The sequence below is a fragment of the Flavobacterium ginsenosidimutans genome (assembly GCF_037478105.1).
GTDB classification, from domain to species: Bacteria; Bacteroidota; Bacteroidia; order Flavobacteriales; family Flavobacteriaceae; genus Flavobacterium; species Flavobacterium ginsenosidimutans.
On the sequence record NZ_CP147988.1, the window covers coordinates 3,348,709 to 3,371,784 of the forward strand.

22 protein-coding genes are annotated in these 23,076 nt (G+C 33.4%); 4 read left to right on the forward strand and 18 right to left on the reverse strand.

Annotated elements, in window-relative coordinates; genetic code table 11:
* Together V6624_RS14655 and V6624_RS14660 are read right to left on the reverse strand one after the other, a co-directional pair.
* The gene (locus V6624_RS14655; protein ID WP_338839078.1) at positions 1–1,611 is read right to left on the reverse strand and encodes a sensor histidine kinase; all 1,611 of its coding nucleotides are present in this window, start codon (positions 1,609–1,611) and stop codon (positions 1–3) included.
* Between the two features lie 102 nt (positions 1,612–1,713).
* Positions 1,714–3,261 carry a tetratricopeptide repeat protein gene (locus V6624_RS14660; protein WP_338839080.1) on the reverse strand — a complete coding sequence of 516 codons (1,548 nt, stop codon included), beginning with the start codon at positions 3,259–3,261 and terminating at the stop codon, positions 1,714–1,716.
* 608 nt (positions 3,262–3,869) lie between these two features.
* On the opposite strand from V6624_RS14660, the gene V6624_RS14665 reads away from it, so the two are divergent.
* Positions 3,870–4,343 (forward strand): isochorismatase family protein, encoded by a 474-nt coding sequence (locus V6624_RS14665; protein ID WP_162615027.1) that lies wholly within the window; start codon positions 3,870–3,872, stop codon positions 4,341–4,343.
* A gap of 33 nt (positions 4,344–4,376) precedes the next feature.
* On the opposite strand, the gene V6624_RS14670 is transcribed toward V6624_RS14665, so the two are convergent.
* Positions 4,377–5,315 carry a ring-cleaving dioxygenase gene (locus V6624_RS14670; protein ID WP_111290618.1) on the reverse strand — a complete coding sequence of 313 codons (939 nt, stop codon included), beginning with the start codon at positions 5,313–5,315 and terminating at the stop codon, positions 4,377–4,379.
* Positions 5,316–5,619: 304 nt separating this feature from the next.
* Between V6624_RS14670 and V6624_RS14675 the strand changes: the two genes are divergently transcribed.
* Positions 5,620–7,197, forward strand: a complete 1,578-nt coding sequence (locus V6624_RS14675) for a sigma-54-dependent Fis family transcriptional regulator (RefSeq protein ID WP_338839083.1) — start codon at positions 5,620–5,622, stop codon at positions 7,195–7,197.
* A gap of 1 nt (position 7,198) precedes the next feature.
* Here the strand turns inward: V6624_RS14675 and V6624_RS14680 are convergent, their stop codons facing one another.
* The 15 genes from V6624_RS14680 to V6624_RS14750 all read right to left on the reverse strand — a co-directional run bounded on the left by V6624_RS14680 (position 7,199) and on the right by V6624_RS14750 (position 21,012).
* Positions 7,199–7,816 (reverse strand): TMEM175 family protein, encoded by a 618-nt coding sequence (locus V6624_RS14680; RefSeq protein WP_111290622.1) that lies wholly within the window; start codon positions 7,814–7,816, stop codon positions 7,199–7,201.
* A 191-nt stretch (positions 7,817–8,007) separates the two neighbouring features.
* Positions 8,008–8,361, reverse strand: coding sequence for a hypothetical protein (locus V6624_RS14685; protein ID WP_338839084.1), 354 nt, complete (start codon positions 8,359–8,361; stop codon positions 8,008–8,010).
* Complete coding sequence (locus V6624_RS14690; protein WP_338839085.1) at positions 8,361–8,981, reverse strand: alpha/beta hydrolase; 621 nt, start codon at positions 8,979–8,981, stop codon at positions 8,361–8,363. The genes V6624_RS14685 and V6624_RS14690 overlap by 1 nt, the downstream gene beginning before the upstream one ends.
* Positions 8,982–9,085: 104 nt before the next feature.
* Positions 9,086–9,376: a GNAT family N-acetyltransferase gene (locus V6624_RS14695; RefSeq protein WP_338839087.1), complete on the reverse strand. Its 291-nt coding sequence runs from the start codon at positions 9,374–9,376 to the stop codon at positions 9,086–9,088.
* Positions 9,377–9,448: 72 nt separating this feature from the next.
* On the reverse strand, positions 9,449–10,810 hold the full coding sequence (locus V6624_RS14700) for a sigma-54 dependent transcriptional regulator (protein WP_338839089.1): 1,362 nt from the start codon (positions 10,808–10,810) through the stop codon (positions 9,449–9,451).
* An 18-nt stretch (positions 10,811–10,828) separates the two neighbouring features.
* Entirely contained in the window at positions 10,829–13,096 is a 2,268-nt protein-coding gene (locus V6624_RS14705) for a tetratricopeptide repeat-containing sensor histidine kinase (protein WP_338839090.1), read from the reverse strand.
* A gap of 53 nt (positions 13,097–13,149) precedes the next feature.
* Positions 13,150–13,818, reverse strand: a complete 669-nt coding sequence (locus V6624_RS14710; RefSeq protein WP_338839091.1) for a YoaK family protein — start codon at positions 13,816–13,818, stop codon at positions 13,150–13,152.
* Between the two features lie 5 nt (positions 13,819–13,823).
* Positions 13,824–14,297, reverse strand: coding sequence for a Dps family protein (locus V6624_RS14715; RefSeq protein WP_263523315.1), 474 nt, complete (start codon positions 14,295–14,297; stop codon positions 13,824–13,826).
* 1 nt (position 14,298) lies between these two features.
* Entirely contained in the window at positions 14,299–14,727 is a 429-nt protein-coding gene (locus tag V6624_RS14720; RefSeq protein ID WP_338839093.1) for a DoxX family protein, read from the reverse strand.
* Positions 14,728–14,738: 11 nt separating this feature from the next.
* Entirely contained in the window at positions 14,739–16,625 is a 1,887-nt protein-coding gene (locus V6624_RS14725) for an amidohydrolase (RefSeq protein WP_111290640.1), read from the reverse strand.
* Positions 16,626–16,632: 7 nt separating this feature from the next.
* Positions 16,633–17,355, reverse strand: a complete 723-nt coding sequence (locus V6624_RS14730) for a M17 family peptidase N-terminal domain-containing protein (RefSeq protein WP_338839095.1) — start codon at positions 17,353–17,355, stop codon at positions 16,633–16,635.
* 246 nt (positions 17,356–17,601) lie between these two features.
* Positions 17,602–18,930 carry an alginate export family protein gene (locus V6624_RS14735; RefSeq protein ID WP_338839096.1) on the reverse strand — a complete coding sequence of 443 codons (1,329 nt, stop codon included), beginning with the start codon at positions 18,928–18,930 and terminating at the stop codon, positions 17,602–17,604.
* A 112-nt stretch (positions 18,931–19,042) separates the two neighbouring features.
* Entirely contained in the window at positions 19,043–19,675 is a 633-nt protein-coding gene (locus V6624_RS14740) for a hydrolase (RefSeq protein WP_338839097.1), read from the reverse strand.
* Positions 19,676–19,821: 146 nt separating this feature from the next.
* Positions 19,822–20,139, reverse strand: a complete 318-nt coding sequence (locus V6624_RS14745; protein ID WP_111290648.1) for a phosphoribosylpyrophosphate synthetase — start codon at positions 20,137–20,139, stop codon at positions 19,822–19,824.
* A 57-nt stretch (positions 20,140–20,196) separates the two neighbouring features.
* Positions 20,197–21,012: an alpha/beta hydrolase gene (locus V6624_RS14750; RefSeq protein WP_338839098.1), complete on the reverse strand. Its 816-nt coding sequence runs from the start codon at positions 21,010–21,012 to the stop codon at positions 20,197–20,199.
* 474 nt (positions 21,013–21,486) lie between these two features.
* On the opposite strand from V6624_RS14750, the gene V6624_RS14755 reads away from it, so the two are divergent.
* Both V6624_RS14755 and V6624_RS14760 read left to right on the forward strand, forming a co-directional pair.
* Positions 21,487–21,864, forward strand: a complete 378-nt coding sequence (locus V6624_RS14755; protein ID WP_239455769.1) for a hypothetical protein — start codon at positions 21,487–21,489, stop codon at positions 21,862–21,864.
* 287 nt (positions 21,865–22,151) lie between these two features.
* Positions 22,152–23,072 carry a hypothetical protein gene (locus V6624_RS14760; protein ID WP_338839099.1) on the forward strand — a complete coding sequence of 307 codons (921 nt, stop codon included), beginning with the start codon at positions 22,152–22,154 and terminating at the stop codon, positions 23,070–23,072.
* The last annotated feature ends 4 nt before the right edge of the window (positions 23,073–23,076 follow it).

Here is a 23,076-nt window from a genome sequence, read left to right on the forward strand (position 1 = left end):
TTAATCAAGATTACTTTCGTTAATAGTAAATTCCAAAGTTATTTTGGTGCCTTTTGTATTCGTTATTAAAAACTTTCCTTCGATATCTGCAGCTAAGCCGTGCATTAATTTTATACCTAAAGAAGGATTGTTATAAGGATCAAAATCGGGTGGAAGCCCGATGCCATTATCATGAATAATTAAGATATAGTCGTTATGTTCATTTTTTTTAAGTGCGATATTAATGATGCCATTTTGATGATTTGGAAAAGCATATTTTATGGCATTCGTAACGGCTTCGTTAAAAATGAGCCCAATTGGAATAGAATGAGATAACGGGAGATTAAAGCTGTCTATGTCCAGTATAAATCGGATATTGTTTTGTATTTCGAATGAATCTTTTAAATATTCAGTCAGTTCAAAAATGTATGAAGGCATATCAATTATCGATAAATTTTCAGATTGATATAACTTTTGATGAATTAAAGTCATTGCCTGAATTCTATTCTGACTATTATTAATGGCTTGAATGGCTTCTTCATTCTTTAAATATTCAGCTTGGCTCGCTAGTAAACCAACAACCATGTGCAGATTATTTTTTACTCTATGGTGAATTTCCCGCAACAGCCATTCTTTTTCGGTTACCAGATTTTGCAGCGTATTATTTTTTTTATTGATTTCATTTTGCTGTGTTTCAAGTACTTTATTTGTTTTCTTTTTAAACATAAAACTTTTGTAAAGCAATCCAAGAATAATAAGCAGTAGTATCACAAAAATGACCATCGAATTGCGTAAGAATATCTCATTTTTAAGTTTAACCTGCTGCAGAAGCGTCTTATTTCTAAGGCGAATCATATCCTTGTTTCTTCTTTCAGTCTCGTAAATGATATTCAATCTGGCTGATAAATGATAGGTATCTTCCTGTCTCATATTTGCAGCTTTATAAAAAAATGCTGCTTTTTTTAGAAAATATAAAGAGCTTTCAAAATCAGAACATGAAAAATATAATTCACTAATTTCTCTGTAACAGTCACCAATTCTTGCATTGTTTTTTGACTTTTGGAATAAGGCTTTAGCTTTGAAAATTGGATGCAATATTTCTTTCATTGGGGCTCTGGTGCGCATTTTTGCTGACCAAACCATTACCCAAGATTCTGCTAAATCATCTACTTCACTTGTTTTAGATAAAAATTCTATTGCTTTTTTAGCACAAACTTCTATCATCGTATTATCGTTTCGCAACTGATAGAGCATTGAAAGCTGAAGAAGAGATCTACCCGCATAAACGTTGGAATGAAGAGATTTGCTGAGAGAAAGGGCGTCTTCGGCATATATAAAAGCCATTTCTAACGCTTTAGGACTATTATATGATTCTTGATACCAATCGCTTAATTTCAATAAAATTCTGATTTTATCGATATTTCCAGGCAAACCATCTAATAGCTTTTCAGCTTTAATTACCAGTTTTTCAGTATAAATAGCTTCGCTATAAATATCATTTTCGGGGTTAGGCAGTTTTTTTTCTGCATTTTCAATTTGATTTTTGCTCTTAAAAGAAGCCAATGCATAAGTGTCTCCAATTGTAAATAAAACAAGGAGAAAAAGAGAAACTTTAATTTGGTTAGAGAACATCTTTAGTACAATTAAACTGGCAATACGAAGGTATTGATAATTATGCCTCTAAGTTCAAAATATAATGAAATTGATTACCAACGATATTTCGTTGCTTTTGCCTTAAACCAGCTCTTCTTCTTTATTATTTTGAAGGTAAGTGATAAAGCTTAAAGGCGAAACTCCGGTTACTTTTTTGAATGTAATTGTAAATCGGCTATGCGATGCAAAGCCAGTTTGATCTGCCAGATAACTGATTTTGTATTTTAAATAAGAAGGATCATTTTTTAAGCGATCCACAATATAGTTTATTCGCAATTCATTGATATATCCAGCAAAATCTTTAGATTTGTGTTTGTTGATGACATAAGATAAATAGCGATGATTTACATTTAATTCTGCCGCAACCGAATTGATAGACAATGTTTTATTGAGAAATAAATTTGACTTTTCAAACTCTTTAATGCTTTCTAAGATACTATTTTCAGTAGCCTCAGACATATATTCTTTTGATGTGTCTTTTTTATATTCTATTTGAACTTCAGAACTTTCAATTGGTTTATTGTTATTGATAAAAGCCCTAATTTTTTTATAGTCTTGTTTTCTTTTAAAAATATAAAGGGCAATTGTAATTAGAACAGCAAAAATGCAGATGCCAATAATAATCAGTTTGTTTTTTTTGTATTGCGATTGGCTTTGTAAATGACTTTGCTGAAGTGATTTTATCAGTTCATCTGCAATGACTTTTTTGTTTGCGTTTTCTGCTTGGCTTAATTTTAGATTCTTTTCATTGTAAACAATGTATTTTTTGCTGTCCGTTTTCTTGTAAAATTCCATCAAAGAGTTGTAAACCTCTTGTTTTAGTGCCGAATAATCTGATTTATCGGCAATTTCTTCTGCTTTTCCATAATTTGATAAAGCTTTTTTATAGTCTTTTTTAGAAGTATACACATCTCCTAAACCGTTATAAATAAAACCTCTCAGCGGACTATCATAAGACAAGGATTCTTTGAGTTCTTTTTCAGCTTTTTCATAATGAAATAAAGCAGAATCTGTTTTGTTCATCTCCAAATAATTTTGGGCAATAAGCTCATCATTAATCGCAATTTGATAATTTTTATCGCTTGTTTTAGCCGCTTTTTCAAACAGCTGAATTCCTTTTTCAAGATGTAAAATTGCTTTTGCATAATTAGAATCATGCAATTCATAACAAGCCAATTCTTGGGATAAATTTCCTTGAAAGCGATACATTTCGCCTTTATCTTTGATTTTTTTACTAACGTTAACCGCCTTATTAAGATATATTTTCCCTAAGTTATAGATTTCATTTTCGCGATAAACCGAAGCAAGAAAACCATAAATTTTGGCCTGCGCGGCATAATTTTTATCTACTGTAGCTAAACTATCAGCTTGTTTTAAAGTTGCGATTGCTTCATTATGAACTCCGTATTGATATAAAATATGCGCTCTTAGCATACGCGTATTTATTCGTTCCAAATTATTCTTCGCAATAGTATAAAGATAATCGGTATTTTTTAAAGCTTTTTTAGGATTTGAACTGAGCAAAACCTGATAAGTTTCAGCATAAATAGCATCAAAAGTTTTTTGAGAATAGCTCAAATGTGAAGAAAGGAAAAATATATAAAGTAGCAGAGTAGTTTTAAAATGCATATAATATTGGTTATAAATTAAATCGATCTGTACTATTTATAATTTAACCGATTATGATTTGTTTTTTAGAAGAGGGTAATGTAGTTAATATTTTTCAAAATGTGGTTTATGTTACGCTTTCTTAACAACATTAAATTTATATGTGCAATAACGTTCATTAATTGTGAGTAAAAACACACTTCTCAAAGGTAAAATGATATTTGGTTGACTTTAATTAAAAAATTTATTGATCATAATGTTTTGTTTGTAATTTGTTGATCAATAATTGTTTATGTTTTTTGCTTTATTGTAAATGTTTTATCTATTGCGTAATTGGTAAAGAAACAGGCCATTTTTACCTCTTTCAAATGACTAGTTTCGCGCTCGAATTTTTAGCAAAGAAAAGTTTAATTTTTGTTTTTAGGACTATTTTTTGTTGGACTGCTGGTTTCACCAAGAAGTTGTAAAGTTTATCCATTAATACATTTTATGCGATTATCAATCGGGCAATAAGCATACTCCAGAGGGGTCCGGAGTATATTTGATTTATGGTATAGATAAAATGGATTGAACTGAGCAACTGAAACCAGTAGTTTTCAATAAAAACAACTTATGTAATTGTAATGCGTATGAAAAGAAAATATACTAAATCAGCATTGTTGCTTATTGAAATACAAAATGATTACTTCTACAAAGGCAAAATGGAGTTTGAAGAAAGTTATGAAGTTGCTTCGATTGCAAAACGTACTTTGGATGCTTTTAGAAAGAAAAGAAAAATAGTTGTTCATATTCAGCATATCTCGATAAACAAAAACGCTTCTCATTTTATTGCCGGTACAAAAGGAGCTGAAATATACGATGAAGTTGCACCAATTGAAGGAGAAATGATAATCACAAAAAATAATCCTAATAGCTTTATTGAAACAGGTTTGCTAGAATACTTAAAAAGCAATCAAATTGAGAATCTTACTATTGTTGGAATGATGAATGATATGTCTAATGATCCAACCGTTAGAACTGCAAAAGACTTAGGTTTTAACGTGGATTTGATAGAAAATAATAAACTTAATAAAAAAGAAAAAACGCCTCAAAAATGTTTTTAAGGCGTTTTTCAAATATAAAATTAAACTTCTAAATTAATTAATTTTAACCAAATGAGCTTCGATAGCTGCTCTTTGTGGTTCGTATTGTGCAGGAAGTTTTAAGTTTTGACCTAATTCTTCTAAGCTTTCGTCTACTGTAAATCCAGGATTGTCAGTAGCGATTTCGAACAAAACTCCACCTGGTTCTCTGAAATAAAGAGAATGGAAATATTGTCTGTCAATTTGTGGCGTAATCTGCAAACCGTATTCTTCGATTTTTTCTCTGAATTTCATTAAAATTTCATCGTTTTGCACACGGAAAGCAACGTGGTGTACAGTTCCGTTGGCATTTAAACCGCGTTTTTCTTCTGGCAATTCTACCAAGTCAACAATAGCAGCATTTTCAACGGCATCAGTTGCATAACGGTAACGGTTTACATCTTGATCAATCAATTTGTAACCAAATATTTCAGTTAAAACGGCAGCAGTTGCTTTAATGCTATTTAAAGTCAAAGTAATGTTATGAAAACCTTTTGTAGCTACGTCAGCTTTTACTTCGTCAGTTTCCCAAGCTTTTCTGTTATCGTCTGTTTTTGATTCGATTAACTCTAATTTCAATCCGTCTGGATCTAAGAAAGTCAAATATTTTTCACCAAACTTTTCAGCTGGTTTATTATAAATCACATTGTATTGATCAAAACGTTTTTGCCAGAAATCAAGACTTCCTTTTGGAACAGAATAACCAATTTCAGTTGCCATTCCAGAACCTTTTCTTCCTTGCTGAATTCCTTCTCCCCAAGGGAAAAAAGTCAAAATAGTTCCAGCGCTTCCTACTTCGTCACCAAAGTAAAAGTGATATGTTCCTGGATCGTCAAAATTCACTGTTTTTTTGATGAATCTTAATCCTAAAACTTTTGAATAAAAGTCAAAATTGCGTTTAGCGTCACCTGCGATTGCAGTAATATGGTGTAAACCTAAAATTTTATTTTCCATGGTATTTGAATATTAAATTGTTGTTTGATTTTCTTTTACAAATTTACGTCCGTTATGGTTGCGCATCGATTAACCTAGATTAAGAAATAAAATGCCGTAGTTTTTTCGAACTTTCTTCTTATAACCAAATAACATTCCGATTATTACAAGGTGTTGAAATACAGGCTTTTTTGCAGAATTTCAGTTTTTGTGTTATACGATATATCGTAATTTTATGAAGTAAAAAAGGCATATTTAGAAAATCCATAGTTATTTAATAAAGGCTATTTATTAAATTTACCTTTTAACCGCCAAGAAATACCACATGGAAAAGCCTACAGAGAAAACTGCAATCCTGATAAACCGACTGCAGGAAAGAGAAAAAGAACAAATGCTGATTTTATCTATTTGTAATTCGCTTTCTCGGGCTTTAAATAAAGAAGAATTTAATGATGTTGTAAACGGTATATTAAAAGAAAACTTTCAGTTTGATGATTTCATTTTGGCTTCTTCCAATGAAAATGAAACAGAGTATGAACTTTTCTATTCCTTTTCGAATAAAAATCAAGAAGTTAAAAGCTATCTTTTAAATGATGACTTTTTTGACCGTTGCACAGATTCTGCCGATACTGTTATTTTTGACTTAGAATCAGATCAAAAAAATCCAGATTACATTCAAAACAATTATAAAAAAGGTTTCAAAAACGGAATAGGAATTTGTCTTCCGTACAGTAAAGGAAAACGAAATGTGCTTTTTCTTTTCTTTAAAAATGCCAAAACTTTTAGCAGAGAATCAAATCGTATTTTGCGCGGAATTGCCATGCAGCTTTCTATTACGATTAGAAATATCAGTTTGAGAGAACAATTTGAAAATAATCTTGTAGAACTAGAAATTTTGAAAAGAAATGTTTCTGAAAAAAGAGATATAATTTCTGAAAAAAATGAAGGTTTTCATGGAATCATTGGAAAAAGTGATAAGATGAAAGAAGTTTACGAATTGATTTCGCAAGTTGCAGCTTCTAATACGACTGTTTTAATTTTTGGTGAAACTGGAACAGGAAAAGAACTTGTAGCAAGCGCGATCCATGATTTATCGTCAGTTTCAAACAACAAAATGGTTAAGGTAAATTGTGCTTCGATTCCTGAAAATTTGATTGAAAGCGAATTATTCGGACATGAAAAAGGCGCTTTTACAGGCGCTACAGAACAAAGAATTGGGAAATTTGAACAAGCAGAAAACAGCACGATTTTTCTGGATGAAATAGGAGAGTTGCCTTTAGAATTACAGGGAAAGCTGCTTCGTGTATTACAGGAAAAAGAAATAGAACGAGTTGGCGGAAATAAAAGCATAAAAGTAAATGCTAGAGTAATTGCTGCAACAAATAAATCACTTGAAAAAGAAGTTTATGGCGAGCGTTTTAGAAGTGATTTATATTTTAGATTAAATGTTTATCCTATCAAGCTTCCTGCTTTACGCGATCGTAAGGAAGATATTCCTATTTTAGGACATTTTTTCTTAGAAAAGCATGCTGCAAAAATGGGCAGAAACGTAAAACGTTTTTCTAAAAAAGTACTCAATAGCATGATGGCTAATGCATGGCCTGGAAATGTACGCGAACTAGAAAATATGGTAGAAAGAAGCATTTTGTTTGCCAAAGATGAAAAGATCAAAGAAATGATTTTTCCCGAAATTGCAATTGCTAGTTCAAATGCTTTAGTAAATGAATTTTATACTAAAACGCTTCAAGAAGTAGAGAAGGAGCATATTCTAAAAGTCATAAAAAAATGCAACGGACGAATTTCGGGTCCGCAGGGCGCGGCGGTTTTACTCGGTTTGCCGTCTACAACATTGAGTTCTAGAATGAAAAAGCTAGGCATTAAAAAAGAACATTTTTTCGATTGATTTATTCTTCAATCATATTTATTTTTCCAGAAGAAACTGCCCAATAAATCAATAAAAGCATACTGATTGCTAATGCTGCAGCTGGATATTGAAATGAAATTCCGAAAGCGATTAAATACGTAGGAAATCCGTATAAATAATTATTTCTGATTTTTTTAATGGCCAAATCAGTAATTCCAGGACGTAAAAGCTTTTTATTGTTACTCGCAATAAACCACAGCAAATTGTATGAAATGTTGATTAATACAAATATTCCAGTATAAATCGCTACAGCGATATTTGATGCTTCTCCTTCAAAAAAACGAGCTAGTAAAGCCGTTGGATAAGAAACCGCCGTAACTAAAAAAAGAATCAATCCGTTTGAAAACATGATTGCCGTATTTCGGCTGTAAATCTGTTTAAAAATCTTGTGATGATTGACCCACATGATAAAAATACTGAAAAAAGAAAGCGTAAATGCAAGATATGCAGTCCATTCGTTTTTTAGGTAAGACAATAATTCTGCACCATTTTTTACAACAGTAACATCTGGCGCATGAAGATCTAAAACCAAAAGCGTGATCGCGATGGCAAATACGGCATCACTGAAGCCCTCTATTCTTACGGTTTCTTTTTCCATCTACTAATTTTATTTGAGTAACATAATTATTTTAACCGCAAAGTTCGCAAGGATTTACGCAAGGTTCGCAAAGTTTTAGACAAAGCTTTCTTTGCGAAGTTTGTCTTTTCCTTTTAAAAAACGAATAAAAAAAACTTTGCGAACTTTGCGTTAAAATTTTTACTGATTCAGAAGACTATGTTTCTATGTGTTTAGATTAATTTTATAAATATTGATTTTCGAAGTTTTGGCTCAATATTTTTTGTTTTGTGTCCTTTTCCGGTAGTGTCTTCAACCAACAGAATCGAACCTGTATTGAATGTTCTTTTTTCTCCCAATGAAGTTTCGATTTCTACGCCGCCTTCCAGTAAAACAATATATTGACGGTCTGGCGCATTATGAAAATCGTAATCATAAGAAGGACTGACTTCTCTAAAAACGATAGATTTGACAGGTTCATCATCAGATAAAAATCCGATGTCGCCATTGTTTTTCAACGGAACTTCAAAATCTTCAAAATGACTTTCTCCGTTGGCATCGCTATAAACTCGCGTTATCGTAATCATTATTTTTTGTGGAAAATCAATGCGTTTGCACAATTTATTTCGTCCTGACTGATGGTGTGTCCCATATTAGGATAGATTTTTTTAGTAACATCAGCGCCCATTTTAAGCATAAGTGCTTCAGTATCATTTACTCTTTCCACAGGAACGTGAAAGTCAGGATCGCTTGTTCCGATAAAAACTGGCGTATTTTCGAAGTTTCCTGAATAATGATTTTCATAAACCTGATCGCCAATTAATCCGCCTGTAAAAGCTACGACACCACCATATTTTGCTGCATTTCTTGTTGTAAATTCCAAAGCCAGACAAGCTCCTTGAGAAAAACCTAAGAAATAAATATTCTCTTTTTCGATTCCATTTTGCTGAATCGCCACAACAACCTGATGAATCGCTTCTAATGATTTTGAAAACGACGGTTCGTTTTGATCAAGAGGAGCTAAAAACGAATACGGATACCAAGTTCTGTTTTCTGCTTCTGGCGCAATTAATGCAAAATCCTGAACATTAAGATGTCTCGCAATCGAAAGAATATCATGAGCTCCAGCGCCACGGCCGTGAATTAGGATTAAAGCTTTTTTAGCTTCGTTTAAAGGAATGCCGTCAGTTAATATATTTGTGTTCATAATAGATTTTTTTGAATATTGTATAAAGTTTTTTCACGCAGATTTAAGCAGATTTTTAATCTTTTAATCTGTGGCAATAATTTTATTTATTTGAAAACTTGAAACTACTTTTTCCAAATATCTTCATATTCATCTGGATGTCTCTTGAATTGTGCGTGTACATAAGGACAAAGCGGTAAAACTTTCATATTATTGGCGCGTACATAAGAAACCATTTCTTCTAAAAGTTTCTTTGCATAGCCTTTTCCTTCTGCTTCTGGTTCAACTCCTGTGTGGTAAACTGTCAGTAAATCGGGTTTGATGCTAACTGTCATTTCTCCTAGTTTTTTATCATCAACATAGAGATTAAAAGCGCCGTGTTTTTTTTCGTCTAATTCTAATTTTATTGTTTCCATGTTTATTTTTTTATGTCTTGGTTTAGAACCACAAAGTTCGTTAAACTAGCAGTTAAGTCTGCTTAATGTAGATTAATTATATCCTTGTTTTATACCTAATTTTTTCATTTTTGAATACAAAGTCTGCGGTTGCATTTTCAATAATTCTGCCGCGCCACCTGGACCAGAAACTTTTCCGTCACAAAGTTGTAATGCATTCATAATGTGATCTTTTTCCATTTCTTCCATCGATTTTATTTTTCCTATATTGATCTCTAAAGGATCTGAAATAGTATTGGATGGAAGATCAAATTTTTCAATTTCAGTAGTTTTGGCAAGCAACACATTTCGTTCTATTAAATGTTCTAATTCGCGAATATTTCCCGGCCAATCGTAATTTTTTAATTGTTCTAAAGCAGTTTGACTAATGCTTGTAATGTTTCGTTTGGAACTTGTAGCGTACTTTTTCAAGAAATGATATGCCAATGCTTCGATATCTTCTTTACGTTCTTTTAAAGTTGGCAGTTGGATTGGAAATACATTCAAGCGATAGTACAAATCCAATCTGAAACGGCCTTCTGCAACTTCTTTTTCTAAAGATCTGTTGGTTGCCGCTACAATACGAACATTGATTTTTATAGTTTTATTGCCACCAAGTCTTTGTATTTCTTTTTCCTGTAAAACACGAAGCAATTTTACTTGAGAATCAAGCGGTAATTCTCCAATTTCATCCAAAAAAATAGTACCATTATTGGCTTGTTCAAATTTTCCAATTCGTAAAGCATTTGCTCCTGTAAAAGCGCCTTTTTCATGACCAAATAGTTCACTTTCAATTAAAGATTGCGGTAAAGCTGCACAATTCACAATCACAATCGGATTTGATTTGTTTGAAGAAAGAGCGTGTATAGAATGTGCGACTCTTTCTTTTCCTGTACCGCTTTCGCCCAAAATTAAAACAGAAGTTTCGGCTGGAGCTACGATTTTTATTTTTTCAATAACTTCTTGTAAAAGTGGACTTTGACCAACGATTCCTTCAATTTCTTGAGTTTCGGCTTGAATAGGATTCTCTACTAAAGTTCCTTTTTCTTGATCATAACGATATCTCGCAATATCCAGCATCACGATTAAATCTTTCTCACGAAAAGGCTTCACCATAAATCCATAAGGATGTGTTGCTTTTACGGCTTCAAGCGTACTTTGATTGGTATTTGCAGAAATGTAAAGAAAAGGCAGATTCATTTCGCGCAGTTCCCAAGCCAGATCAATTCCAGTTAGAGTGCCTTTTAACATGATGTCAAGCAAAACCCAATCGGGACTTTTATCTTCGATTAATTTTCGGGCTTGAACCACAGAAGAAGCAATACCAACAACTTGGTAACCTGCTTTTTGCAGCATGATTTTTAAATCATTTGCTACTATAAATTCATCTTCAACAATTAGAATTTTCTCCTTCATTTATGCTGTTTATATCATTTAAGAATTTTCGGCAGTAACTTCAAATTCTGTATTTCTTGTGAATGTAATAGTGATTTTTAATCCGTTATCATTTTTCATTTCGAAAACTCCGTCAATCTGATCGCTTAATCCTATCATTAAATTCATACCAAGCGAATCTCTGTCTGTTTCTTCAAAATCTTCTGGAAGTCCGACTCCGTTATCTGTAATTTGCAGTTTATAATTATTTTCTCCAGTATTTTTAAGAACGATTCGTACTTCTCCTTTTCTGTCTTCAGGAAAAGCATATTTTATGGCATTATTGACGGCTTCATTTATAATTAATCCCATCGGAACAGCTTGAGCAACATCAAGATACGTTTTTTCTACTTCTAAAACAAAATGGATGTTTTTATCTGTATCAAAACATTCTTTCATATAATTGATCAATTCATGAATATACCACGACATGTCGATATTTGCCAGATTATCAGATTGATACAATTTCTGATGAATCAGCGACATAGCATGCATTCTGTGTTGGCTGTTTTGTATCGCCATCAGCGCATCTTCATTATCCAAATATGCCGATTGTGTATTTAATAAACTAATGACAATCTGAAGGTTATTTTTTACACGATGGTGAATTTCTTTCAGAAGCCATTCTTTTTCAATCAGCATTTTTTTGTTAAGTTCGTTTTGTTCGTTAATCTGCTGACGCTGAATTTCTAATTCTTCGTTTTTTTTCTTTTTTAATCTAAAACTGTTGTATAAAACCAACAAGAAAAGAATCAGAACCACAACACTTCCAATAAAAACATATTTTACAACCGTATCTTTCTGAATTTGAATTTGCTGTACTTTTGCCTGTTGCTGAAGCAAATTGATATTTTTATCTTTTTTCTCGCTTTCAAATTCGATTTGAAGCGTGTTAATCTGTTTGCTTTTTTCTCCTTTAAAAACAGAATCAGAAAGGCTTTTATAAAGCTGATAATGTTTTATCGCGCTGATATAATCACCTCGTGATGAATCAGCTTTAAACCAAATCAAATAACTTTCAGATCGAATTAAATTATTTCCTGCACCCGCTGCAAGTGAATCTAAGCGCTGTACGTTTCTATAGAATTCGTCAAACTTTTTTATCTGATAATTATAAGAAGCAAAACTTCTTAAAACGGCAATACTGTTTCCGTTTCTATCAGCATTTTCGCCATAATAATCAGCTAGTTTTTTGTAAAAAACACCAGCCTTTGCATTGTTTTTTAAAATTCGATAAATATTGAATAACAGATAATTCTCTTTCATTATTCGTTCAATATTAGAACTAGGAAATTTTTGCTGCATTTCCTTGATAAGTTCTAAAGCTGCTTTTTCTTTTTTCTGTCTAATAAGCAATGAACATAGATTTTCTCCAATTGTTCTTACGTATTCTGTGTCGTTATAATTTTTCGCAACTTCAAATGCTTTGTACCAATATTCTTCTGCATCATCATTTTGGCGTAAATAATAATAAACCAATCCAACATGATTGTAAATAGAGCTTAATTGCAGCGAATTATCATGAACTGCAATTGCAGTTTTTTCGGCTAAAAGGGCATATTTCAAAGATTCAGGATAATTTCCTTTTTGAGTGTAAATCTCTGAAAGAAGATTGTAAACGCCTTGTAAATGTGGATATTTAATGGATTTATAAACTTCAAGAGATTCTTTCAAATAAGGCTCTGCTTTATCTGGATTTTCATTTATGCTGTATAATTCGCCAAGTTCTTTTAAGGTTGTTGCTTGTTTTTCTTTTGCGCCAGATTTTTTAAACAGCTGAATTGCCGTTTGTTTATACTTTGCTTTCTGATCAATTTCGGCATCGTAAATCGAAAGCTCAGCATAACTGCTTCCTTCTAATTCTGTTAAGTTATTATTTTTAGAATAGGTGATGGCGTTTTTTGTTTTTTCTAAAGCATTTTCGCTATCGCCTTTTTCTCTATAAATCTGAGCTCCCAGAAGAATAGATTTTCCTTTTCCAAGTTTATATTTTAAACGATCACTCAGCAATCTTGCTTGCGTATTGATGAGATCTGCATTGTCTAAATCTGATTTTTCTTCGCCAGTTTTAGTGAGATAATAATTGCTTAAAGCCAAAAGTAATTCTACTTTTTGCGGATTACTTTCAGCCTTGGCAATTTTATTTTTTAGAACATTAGGATCTTCTTTGGATTGCGCGTTAATGCCAATATTTACAAGTAAAAATAAAATTACTGTAAGTAAGGCGTGTACGTGGTTTTTGACAGAAATAATAGGGCTGAAATTCATTTTTTAAAGATACTATATTATCAGAAATCTGCAATCCGAAAGTCCTTGTTTGTCTAGTTTTCTCGATGGTATAAATAACAAATTATCATAGAAGCTCCTGGTAGAATTAATGTTCCTAATCCGAAAAACTTTCCTGCTACTGCTCCTAAAAAACAACCTGCAAGAAATCCGATTATGGTAACTAATTGTTTCTTAAAACTTAATACTACATCTACGTCTTTCAATCCGTTTTTCAATAAGTTTCCTAAGTCAAGAGAAGCTTGAGTCACGTTTCCAGTCATCATTGTAGTTGGACCGTGAGTTTCTTTCGCGTAAAGCTTTCCAAAAGCATTTTGAAGTCCCATTGCAAATACGGTTGTCATAGCTACTGCATACATTGTCCATTCTTCAAAATTTTGTAAATAGCCAAAAACGTAAGAAGCAATTCCGCTTAAAACCAATATTATGCCTTCCCAAAATAGAATTGTATAGCGATTAGTACTTTTTAAAGCAATTCTTCCGCCTGTAATTACTGCAATAATAAAAACAGGAAAGGTTAGAAGTTTAACCCAAGCGTGTATGTCTGAGCCTTTTATGATTTGATAAGCAAAGACAATAAAGTTTCCCGTAACGTGTGCCGAGAAAATCGAATCGGCTGCGACAAAAGTTACGGTATCGCAATACCCTGCAATCATAGTTAGAAGCAGGGTTACGTACCAAATATTTTTTTGTTGTATTTCCATAATTTTTAGTTCAAATGTGCACGAAGCATCCAAGCCATTTTTTCGTGATTTTCTACAAGTCCAGTAATAAAATCGCTTGTTCCAGCATCTTGCAATTCGTTAGCAATACTATTTATGTTTTCGCGTAAGTAAATGATAATACTCTCATGGTCTAGAAGCAATTCTTTGATAAAACCATTGCTGTCGTTTTTCTCTTTTAATTCTTCTGTTAAATGTGTCAATGCTAAAAAGTCTTTTAACGTTGCAGGCGTATAATGACCTAAAGATCTGATTCTCTCTGCAACAGTATCTACGATTTCGTCAATGTTATCATATTGTTGTTCGAAGAAAAGATGCTTGTTGTAAAAATCTGGCCCTTCAACGTTCCAGTGTGCTCTTTTTGTTTTGGTATAAAGTACAAATTCGTCAGCTAGAATTTTGGTTAATACTTCTACAACTGTTGAGATGCTTTCTTGTTTAATTCCGATGTTTGCTTTCATTTTAAAGTAGGTTTAATAAATAATAATCAAGTGAATAAGTTCCTGCGCCTAAGGCAAGAAGTAATAATAGAGATAAAGTGTACATGTAAGGAACGTCGCGTACTTCGAGTGAATCATTTTTATGAACCACAAAGTATCCAATTGCAGTTACGCCAATTGTTGGAAGAACAGCAAGACGTGTTCCGAGTCCGAAAATGATGAAAAACGGAATTATAGTATCCGAAAAAGTTGCCATCAATCCGTTTAGTTTTTCAGGCAAATGCAACGGATTTGGAACGTGTTCTTTCTGTCCGTTTTCAACTCTGAATTTTTTCATTCCGTGTACTCTGAAAAGTTCAACCGCAAGCAGAATTCTAAATACTAAAAGTGCTGCATTGTTGAATGCTGTTCCTAAATCGGAATACAGGATTTGTTTTATAATTTCAATCATTTCTTTAGAATTTAAAAAGCAAAACAAGAGCAACCCAAAGCGCCCCAGAATGCATTATAATTGTTAACAGGGACATTGCTCATTCGGGCAACATCGTGATTATGTGCGTGAACATCGCAACTTCCGCCGCAGCTGTGAATTTGTGCTGTTAGTTTTGGTTTTGCATCTGCTTTTGCATTTTTTTCAATCGCACTTTGCAAACCGCTTCTCACTGGATAACCGTTGTAAATATTCGTTGGCGACCAATCTGGCAAAATTGGAATATGAGGGGGAGAGAATGAAGAAAAATCGCCATTAGCATACACAATTTTTCCGTCTACAATGGTCAAATCAGCTTCAATTTTTTTGATGTCTTCATCGTCAATTGTAAAATAATCGCGATCTAAAACCACTAAATCGGCGAACATTCCCACTTTAATATCTCCTTTTTTAGTTTGTTCTTGCGAAAACCAAGCGCTTCCTCTAGTGTACAATTCTAAAGCGGTTTGTCTGTTCAATCTCGTTTCTGTGTACAATTGTAAACCTCCAACTGTTTTCCCAACTGTCATCCAATACATAGAAACCCACGGATTGTAACTGCTCACACGTGTAGCGTCTGAACCTGCGCCAACAGGAACTTCCATTTCAATCATTTTTTTGATTGGAGGTGTGTTTTCAGCAGCTTTTGCTCCGTAACGATCTGTAAAATATTCACCTTGATACGCCATTCTGCTTTGTACAGCGATTCCGCCGCCCAAAGCTTTTACACGTTCAATGTTTCTTTCGTCAATCGTTTCAGCGTGATCAAAAATCCACGGAAGCCCGTTGAAAGGAACATCTTGATTTATCTTTTCGAAAACATTCAAAAATCTTGTAATGCTTTCGTTGTAAGTGGCATGAAGTCTGAATGGCCAACGGTTTTCTACTAACAGGCGAACTACTTTTTCTAGTTCCGCTTCCATGTTTTCAGGAAGATCTGGTCGTGGCTGAAGGAAATCTTCAAAATCGGCAGCAGAAAAAACTAACATTTCACCAGCTCCGTTGTGGCGGTACATATCGTTTCCTTGATATAATTTTACATTATCAATCCAATCTGAGAAATCTTCAAATTCGTGTTTTGGTTTTTGAGTGAAAAGATTGTAAGCGATTCTAACGGTCAATTGTTTCTTTTCATTCAATTCGTTAACGACTTTATAATCATCTGGAAAGTTCTGAAATCCGCCGCCAGCATCAATAACACTCGTAATTCCGAAACGGTTCAATTCTTTCATAAAATGGCGAGTTGAATTGATTTGATGTTCGTAAGAAAGTGTTGGGCCTTTAGCCAAAGTCGAATATAAAATCATCGCATTTGGAGTCGCAATAATAAGTCCTGTTGGTTCTCCGTTTGAATCGCGTTCAATATGTCCTCCAGGAGGTGCGGGCGTATTTTTGTTGTAACCAACGGCTCTCAGCGCCGCTCTGTTCATAATTGCTCTGTCGTACAAATGCAAAATAAAAACAGGAGTATCAGGAGCAATCGCGTTGATTTCTTCTAAAGTCGGCATTCTGCGTTCAGCAAATTGAAATTCTGACCAACCGCCAACTACACGAACCCATTGCGGATTTGGTGTACGATCTACTTGTTCTTTCAACATTCGAAGCGCATCTGCCAAAGAAGGAACGCCATCCCATCTCAATTCTAAGTTGTAATTTAAACCGCCACGAATAAGATGAATATGCGAATCGTTAATTCCTGGGACAACTCTTTTATTTTGAAGATCAATTATTTTGGTTTCTTCAGAAGCAAAAGTCATGATGTCGCTGTCATTTCCAACGGCAATAAATTTTCCGTCTTTAATAGCAACAGCGGTAACGTTTGGTGTTTCAGCATTGAAGCTATGAATTTTTCCGTTGAATAAAATTAAATCTGCTTTCATGGTTCGATTATTTAGAGTTCAACTTTGTAATTGCATCTTTAATTCCTTCGCCAGCAACAGTGTAAAAAGCTGGTCCAGCAAGCAGAATAACTTTCGTTAAAGGCTTATATTCAGCTAATTTTTTTTCTTTTAAATAAGATTGCGTTCTATAAGCTTCAAACGAACCTAAGACTACATTTGTAGCAACCAAAGCCGTTGGAGAATCGATTCCTGCATCTTTAATATCACTTGCAAAAGAGTAGTTAGAAACACCTAAACGTAAAGCCTCGCGCATGGCAGTGCTTCCAACGCTGATCATTAAATCGGGAGTAAATTTGTTGCGGTCACCCAATCCGATTAATAATAATTGTTTGGATGCTAAAGTACCTTTTGGAGGTGTAATCAATAAAGTTTCAAGAGCATGACCTGTAAATTTTCCGCTTTTGCGTAACTCTGTAATAATGCCTTTTAAAGCATCATCTAAATGTACCATTCCGTTTAGATTTGCTGGAAGGGCAGGAGGGTTAAAAATATCACCTTCTGTATATTCAAATACACATGCAACTTGTAAATCAGCTTCTGCTGCAGATGGCCCTTGCACCAATCCGTTTACCGCAACTCCATCAACTTTTCCCCATGTTGTAGTAGAACCGATTGAAGCTGTTTGTGCAAAACCATTAAAGGAAAATGTTAGAATTAAAAGAATCAGATGTGAATATCTAAATCTGTATTTTGAAGTGTTTGTTTTCATTGTTTATATAGTTTAGGTTTATAGTTTTTAAACACATAGAAACATAGATTTTCTTTACTTTAAAAAAAGAGGAAAGAAAGAAACTTGTTTCTACACATAGCTCTATGAACGTTTTGCGAGAACTTTGTCAAAGTTTTAAACTTTGACAAAGTTGACACAGCTATGTGCATTTATATAAGTGAAACGCCTTTTATACGTTCCAAAAAGCTATATTTCTATGTGTTAAAAATTAATTTATATGTTTAATTAAAATTTGAATCCAAGTCGGGCGTTAAAGAAAACCCCGTCTTTTGAATTCGGAATAATGTCATTGATAAAAGCACCCGTTTTAAAATATTGAATACCGCTGACTACCGAAATATATTTGTTTACGTTGTATGTGAAATTGGCCAAATAAGCAGTTCCAATATATCTTTCGTCAGAATCGCTTCCGCGAAGGTTAAGCATTCCGCTTGGTCTGTAAACTCCGTCTTGAGTTGAATATCTCCAGTTTAAAACCACATCGACCTGCATCTTTAAATTTGAAAGTAAATCCATCGTTGCGTAAGGATGAATATCGATAAGGTTTACTGGTCCAACTTGCGGACTGAAACCAAAATAACCTCCTTTTGGATAAAGCGGATTAAATGTCTGAAGGTTTCCATTTCCTTGATTTTTATCTCCTGATATATAATCATTTCGAAGATTTATCGTGGGTTTGAATTTTGTGTTTTCAAACATATATCCAATATCAATAGATCCTGTCCAAGCATTTATATCTCCAGATCCAAAAGTTCCAAATTGATAAGCTGCTTCCAAATTGTAAATGAATCCGCCGCCGTATTTCCATAATCTTGTTCCAACAGTATGTCTTCTTTCTGGAGCAATTCCTTCTTCAAAAAGCGATAAATCTCTTCTTATTCCGAGATAATATACATCGAGATTTCCTGCTTTCGGAAAAATTATTTTAGAATAAGCTCCCCAGAGATTCAATTGTTTAGACATTTTATTATCGAAAACTCCTGTGTAAATGGTATCTGCCATCATTGCAAAGGCGTCAACCGATACTCTTGAAGACGTGTACATTACTTTTCCTCCTGTAAAATAAAGTCTAGCATTTGGACCTTCTCTTACAGAAATCAATCTTCCAGAACCATAATCTAATTCTTGTCTTCCAGCGCGAACGGTTATTTTTTTGTCTTTTTGCTGCCAGACATTTACATCCAAAAATAAATTCTGAACATTTAGCTGATCTTCGTCGATGCCTCGTGCTCCGTTTACACGGCCGTCTTCCAAGGCACTTCTTAATTGCGCAAATATTCTAAAGGTTTTTCCTAAATGAATATCAGCATGAAGATCGTATCGCTGCAGCAAAAAATTATTATGGCCAATATTTAATCTTCCCCAATCTTCATTGTTGAAATCAACATATTCATATCTTGCTTCGCCTCCAAGTGACATATAAATATCTTTCTGCTGATTTAACGGAATGAATTTTAATCTTTCATAAAAGTTTCTGCTTGAATCTTTTAAGAATTCATAATTTTCATCGTAACGCAAAAGCTTAAAACTTTGAGCAGAAGCGGTTTTTCCCATTAAAAGAAAAGATAAAATAATGATCCAGACGAATTTATTTGGCGATATGGATTTTGATGATTCCAACATAATGAAGCGTAAGAGATTTATAATAAATTTGAATTAGTCGAAATTAGTGTTTCAACATGTTATGTGCGTAGTGAATTCCAATTCCGTAAGAACCACCATATTTTTTCATTAATGTTGTAACTGGACCATAAGTTTCTTCACGAGCCCAGTCTCTTTGAAGTTCTAATAAGTATTGAATAGAAGTGATTGGAATTACTCCCGCTTGTACCATTCTCTGTACTGCACGTTCGTGAGCTTCGTTGCTTACATCGCCACAAGCATCTGTAATAACATAAACTTCATAACCTTCTTCGATTGCTGATAATGCAGGGCCTACAATGCAAACACCTGTCCATAGTCCAGCAAGTACAATCTTCTTTTTGTTTTTTGCTACGATAGCTTTATAAGCGTTTTCGTCTTCCCAAGTGTTCATTGTAGTTCTGTCAATATATCCAGAAGTTGCAATTGGGTAAAATTCTTCAAGTTCTGGAAAAACTGGCCCAGAAAAACTTTCTTCTGCAACTGTTGTTACAACTGTTGCTACATTAAAAATTTTAGATGCTCCAGCAACGATTGCTACATTGGTACGTAATTCGCTTACTGGAATATTACTTGTAGCGAAAGCCATTTGACCTTCAAAATCGATTAATACTAAAGCGTGATTGTCTGGTGATAATAAGTTAACTGATGGTTTCATGATATTTATTTGTTTAGATTTATAATTAGTTAAGCCAACGAGGTGCCAAACTCTTAATTTGTTGTTGAATAAGGTATTGTATTTTTAATAGGGAAAAATATTTTACGATATATCGTAATTTTGTTAAACCGATATGCCTTTTTATGTTAATGCGTTGAAAGCTTTTTAATCATTTCTGCAGAAACAGAATCAGCATAAATTCCAAAGGCGCTGGTTAAAACACCTTTTAAATTGTAGATTTCAGATTTAATTCCATACACAATATCTTCGTCTCCAGGATCGGTATCGCCTTCAAATCGGAATAAATATTCAATCTTGAATTCTTCTGGCGACATACTTTGTGTGTTATTATTATAGCGAATGCAATTGGTATCCAGATTAAAGTTTTCTGTATAACCTTGTGTGCTCAGCCATTGCAAAGCTTCTGTAACGGTATCAAAAGAGGGTTGTTGAAAAAAACTCATAATTTGAGAAGATTAAACTGCCTGTAAATTGAACCTTTACAGGCAGTGATTATTGATTTATTTGATGAAATCTAAAATATCGTTGTTGATAGTTTCTGCTTCTGTAGTAGGCATTCCGTGAGGAAAACCAGGATAAGAAATTAATTTCCCGTTTTTCAACAGTTTTGCAGCTCTAGGCGCTTGTGCATAAGGAACTATTTGGTCATCTTCTCCGTGTAAAACCAAAACCGGAATATCTAAACTTTTCAAATCTTCTGTAAAATCTGATTCAGAGAAAGCTTTAATTCCTTCGTAGTGAGATAAAACAGAACCCATCATTCCTTGACGCCACCAGTTTTGTTTGATGCCTTCTTGAACAGTTTGCTCATCGCGGTTCCATCCGTAAAATGGAATAGGGAAGTCGTAAAAATATTGTGCTCTGTTGAATCCAGTTCCTTTTCTGATTTCATCAAAAACAGACAATGGAACACCTTCTGGATTAGATTCGTTTTGAATCATAATAGGAGTTACAGCGCTAATGATTACTGCTTTTGCAACACGTCCTTTTCCGTATTTTGCAGCGTAGCGAATTACTTCACCGCCTCCAGTTGAATGACCAACGTGGATTGCATCTTTTAAATCTAATGCCTCAGTTAGTTCAGCAATATCAGATGCGTAAGTTTCCATGTTGTTTCCTTCAGAAGCTTGTCCAGAACGTCCGTGTCCGCGGCGATCGTGTGCAATTACTCTGTATCCTTTTTGAAGAAAAAACATCATTTGTGCGTCCCAATCATCGCTTGATAAAGGCCATCCGTGGTGGAAAACGATTGGTTGTCCTGTTCCCCAGTCTTTGTAATAAATCTGTGTTCCGTCTTTTACTGTAAATGTGCTCATGGTTTTTGATTTTTAATATTAATTTGTTTTATATTTTTAATTTAAATTGGCTTTTAAGTTTAAAATTTAAACTTATAACTTGTTTTGTGTTTTATTTTGTTTGATTATGATGCAAATATATTACGGAATGAAATCTGCATCGATTAATCTAGATTAAGAAGTGATTTTTTTATAGATTTTGATTACTGGTGCACGTGCAAGTGGAAATATTTGGATTGTATTCATGCTTCGCATTTTAAATTAATATGTGATGCCAAACATTAGCCAATTAACGTGCCTTTATCTTTAAGGCCTTTGTTTTAAAGGAATTGTCGATTTTTGAAGTTTTTTAAATCTACGATATATCGTTATTTTATGATCGATTCGTTTTTTATAAATAAGATATTTTTATCTTTTATTAAATAAAAAATCCTGTTTCGTTAAAATAAATACAAAATTGTATGTACTTTTGTGGGCGAATATTTAAACAAACAGTTGAAAAGGTTAATCATAATAGCGCTTTCTATTTTAATTCTGTCGCCCTCTTTTGGCAGTCTGTTTGTTTATGCTTCATTCAAAATCAACCAGAAAGAAATTGCTAAAACGATTTGCGTTCAGCGTAAACAAGCTTTTAACAGTTGTAATGGTCGATGTGAACTTCAAAAAAGCATCAAAAAATATTCTGATAACGAACGAAAAATGCAAGACAGCTTAAAAGATAAATTAGAGCTTGTTTATGTTCAAAATGCTACTGAAATTAATTTTAGTGTAATTCCAGTTATCGAATCAAAAGATAATTCTTCCATTTTATTTGAAAAGAAACCAATAGGGGCTTCTAATCTTACTTTTCATCCTCCTCTCTACGCAGTTTAGAGGTTAAATTCTATTTCTTTATAAAATTCCAATTTTTTGAAATTCAAAATTCCATACGATTTTGTTTGATGTCTTAGCTCGGATTTAAATTCCAAGTTTTAAAAAGAATTGCGTAATTTTTTCTGAAACTGATTTTGATCATCTTTTGTAATTGAAGAGGCTTCTATATTGCACCTTTATTTACGTTGCCATTTTCTTGGCTATTTCACAGTACTTTAGCTTTTTTGTTATTCAAAAAATTATAGCTAAACACTAAATTTTAAATTTTTCTTATAACATTCATCAAAATGAAATCTCTTATTTATGGGATAATCGCATTGTTTGTGGTTACTTCCTGCACAATTGATAAAACAGATTACAACGCTGAAATTGGTTCTGAAGTTCCTGATAATTATGAATTTAAAGAAGCAGTTTCGTTTACTAGCGGTAATTATAAAATAAGTATAGATGCCTTAAACGGAACATTTTATAAAGGATATAATGAGCTTCATCTAAAAATTGTAAATACACAAAACAATCAGGAAATAAGTACTTCTGCCGTAACTTTTTTACCTATAATGAGTAATGCTGACGGAAGTAAAAGTTCATGTCCGCATGAGTATAATGTTGCGTACGATTCTGCCAATAAATATTATAGCGGATATTCGGTTTTTACTGGCGAAAGCACAACTACTGCGAGCTGGAAGTTGTACATCAGTTTTACAGTTGATAATCAGGCATACGAAATAAATAAAGATATTTCTGTTGAAAAACAAAGCAACAAAAATCTGAATATGACTGCTTTTACAGGAAAAGATGATGAACAGTATATTATTGCCTTGATTTCACCTCAAAAGCCAACGGTTTCTGAAAATCCATTAGTTGCGGGAGTTTATAAATACAATAAACCAACAACTCCTGCTGGCGCTTTTCCAGATCCTTCTCAATTTTCTTATTCAGAAGTTGCTGGATATACTTTAAAGTTAGATCCTAGAATGCCAGAGGCATCAATGGGAAATCATTCTTCGCCAAATAATAAAGATTTAACGCAGCAAGATGATGGTTTGTATCATGGTGTTGTCAATTATACAATGACAGGAAACTGGACATTGAATTTAATTATGATGAATCAAAATGGGTTAATCTTAAAAGGAACAGTTGTTCCAACGGATTTTACGCCTGGAGTTGAAGGCGTTAAAAGTGAACTTTATATTGATACTTTATTCTAATAGC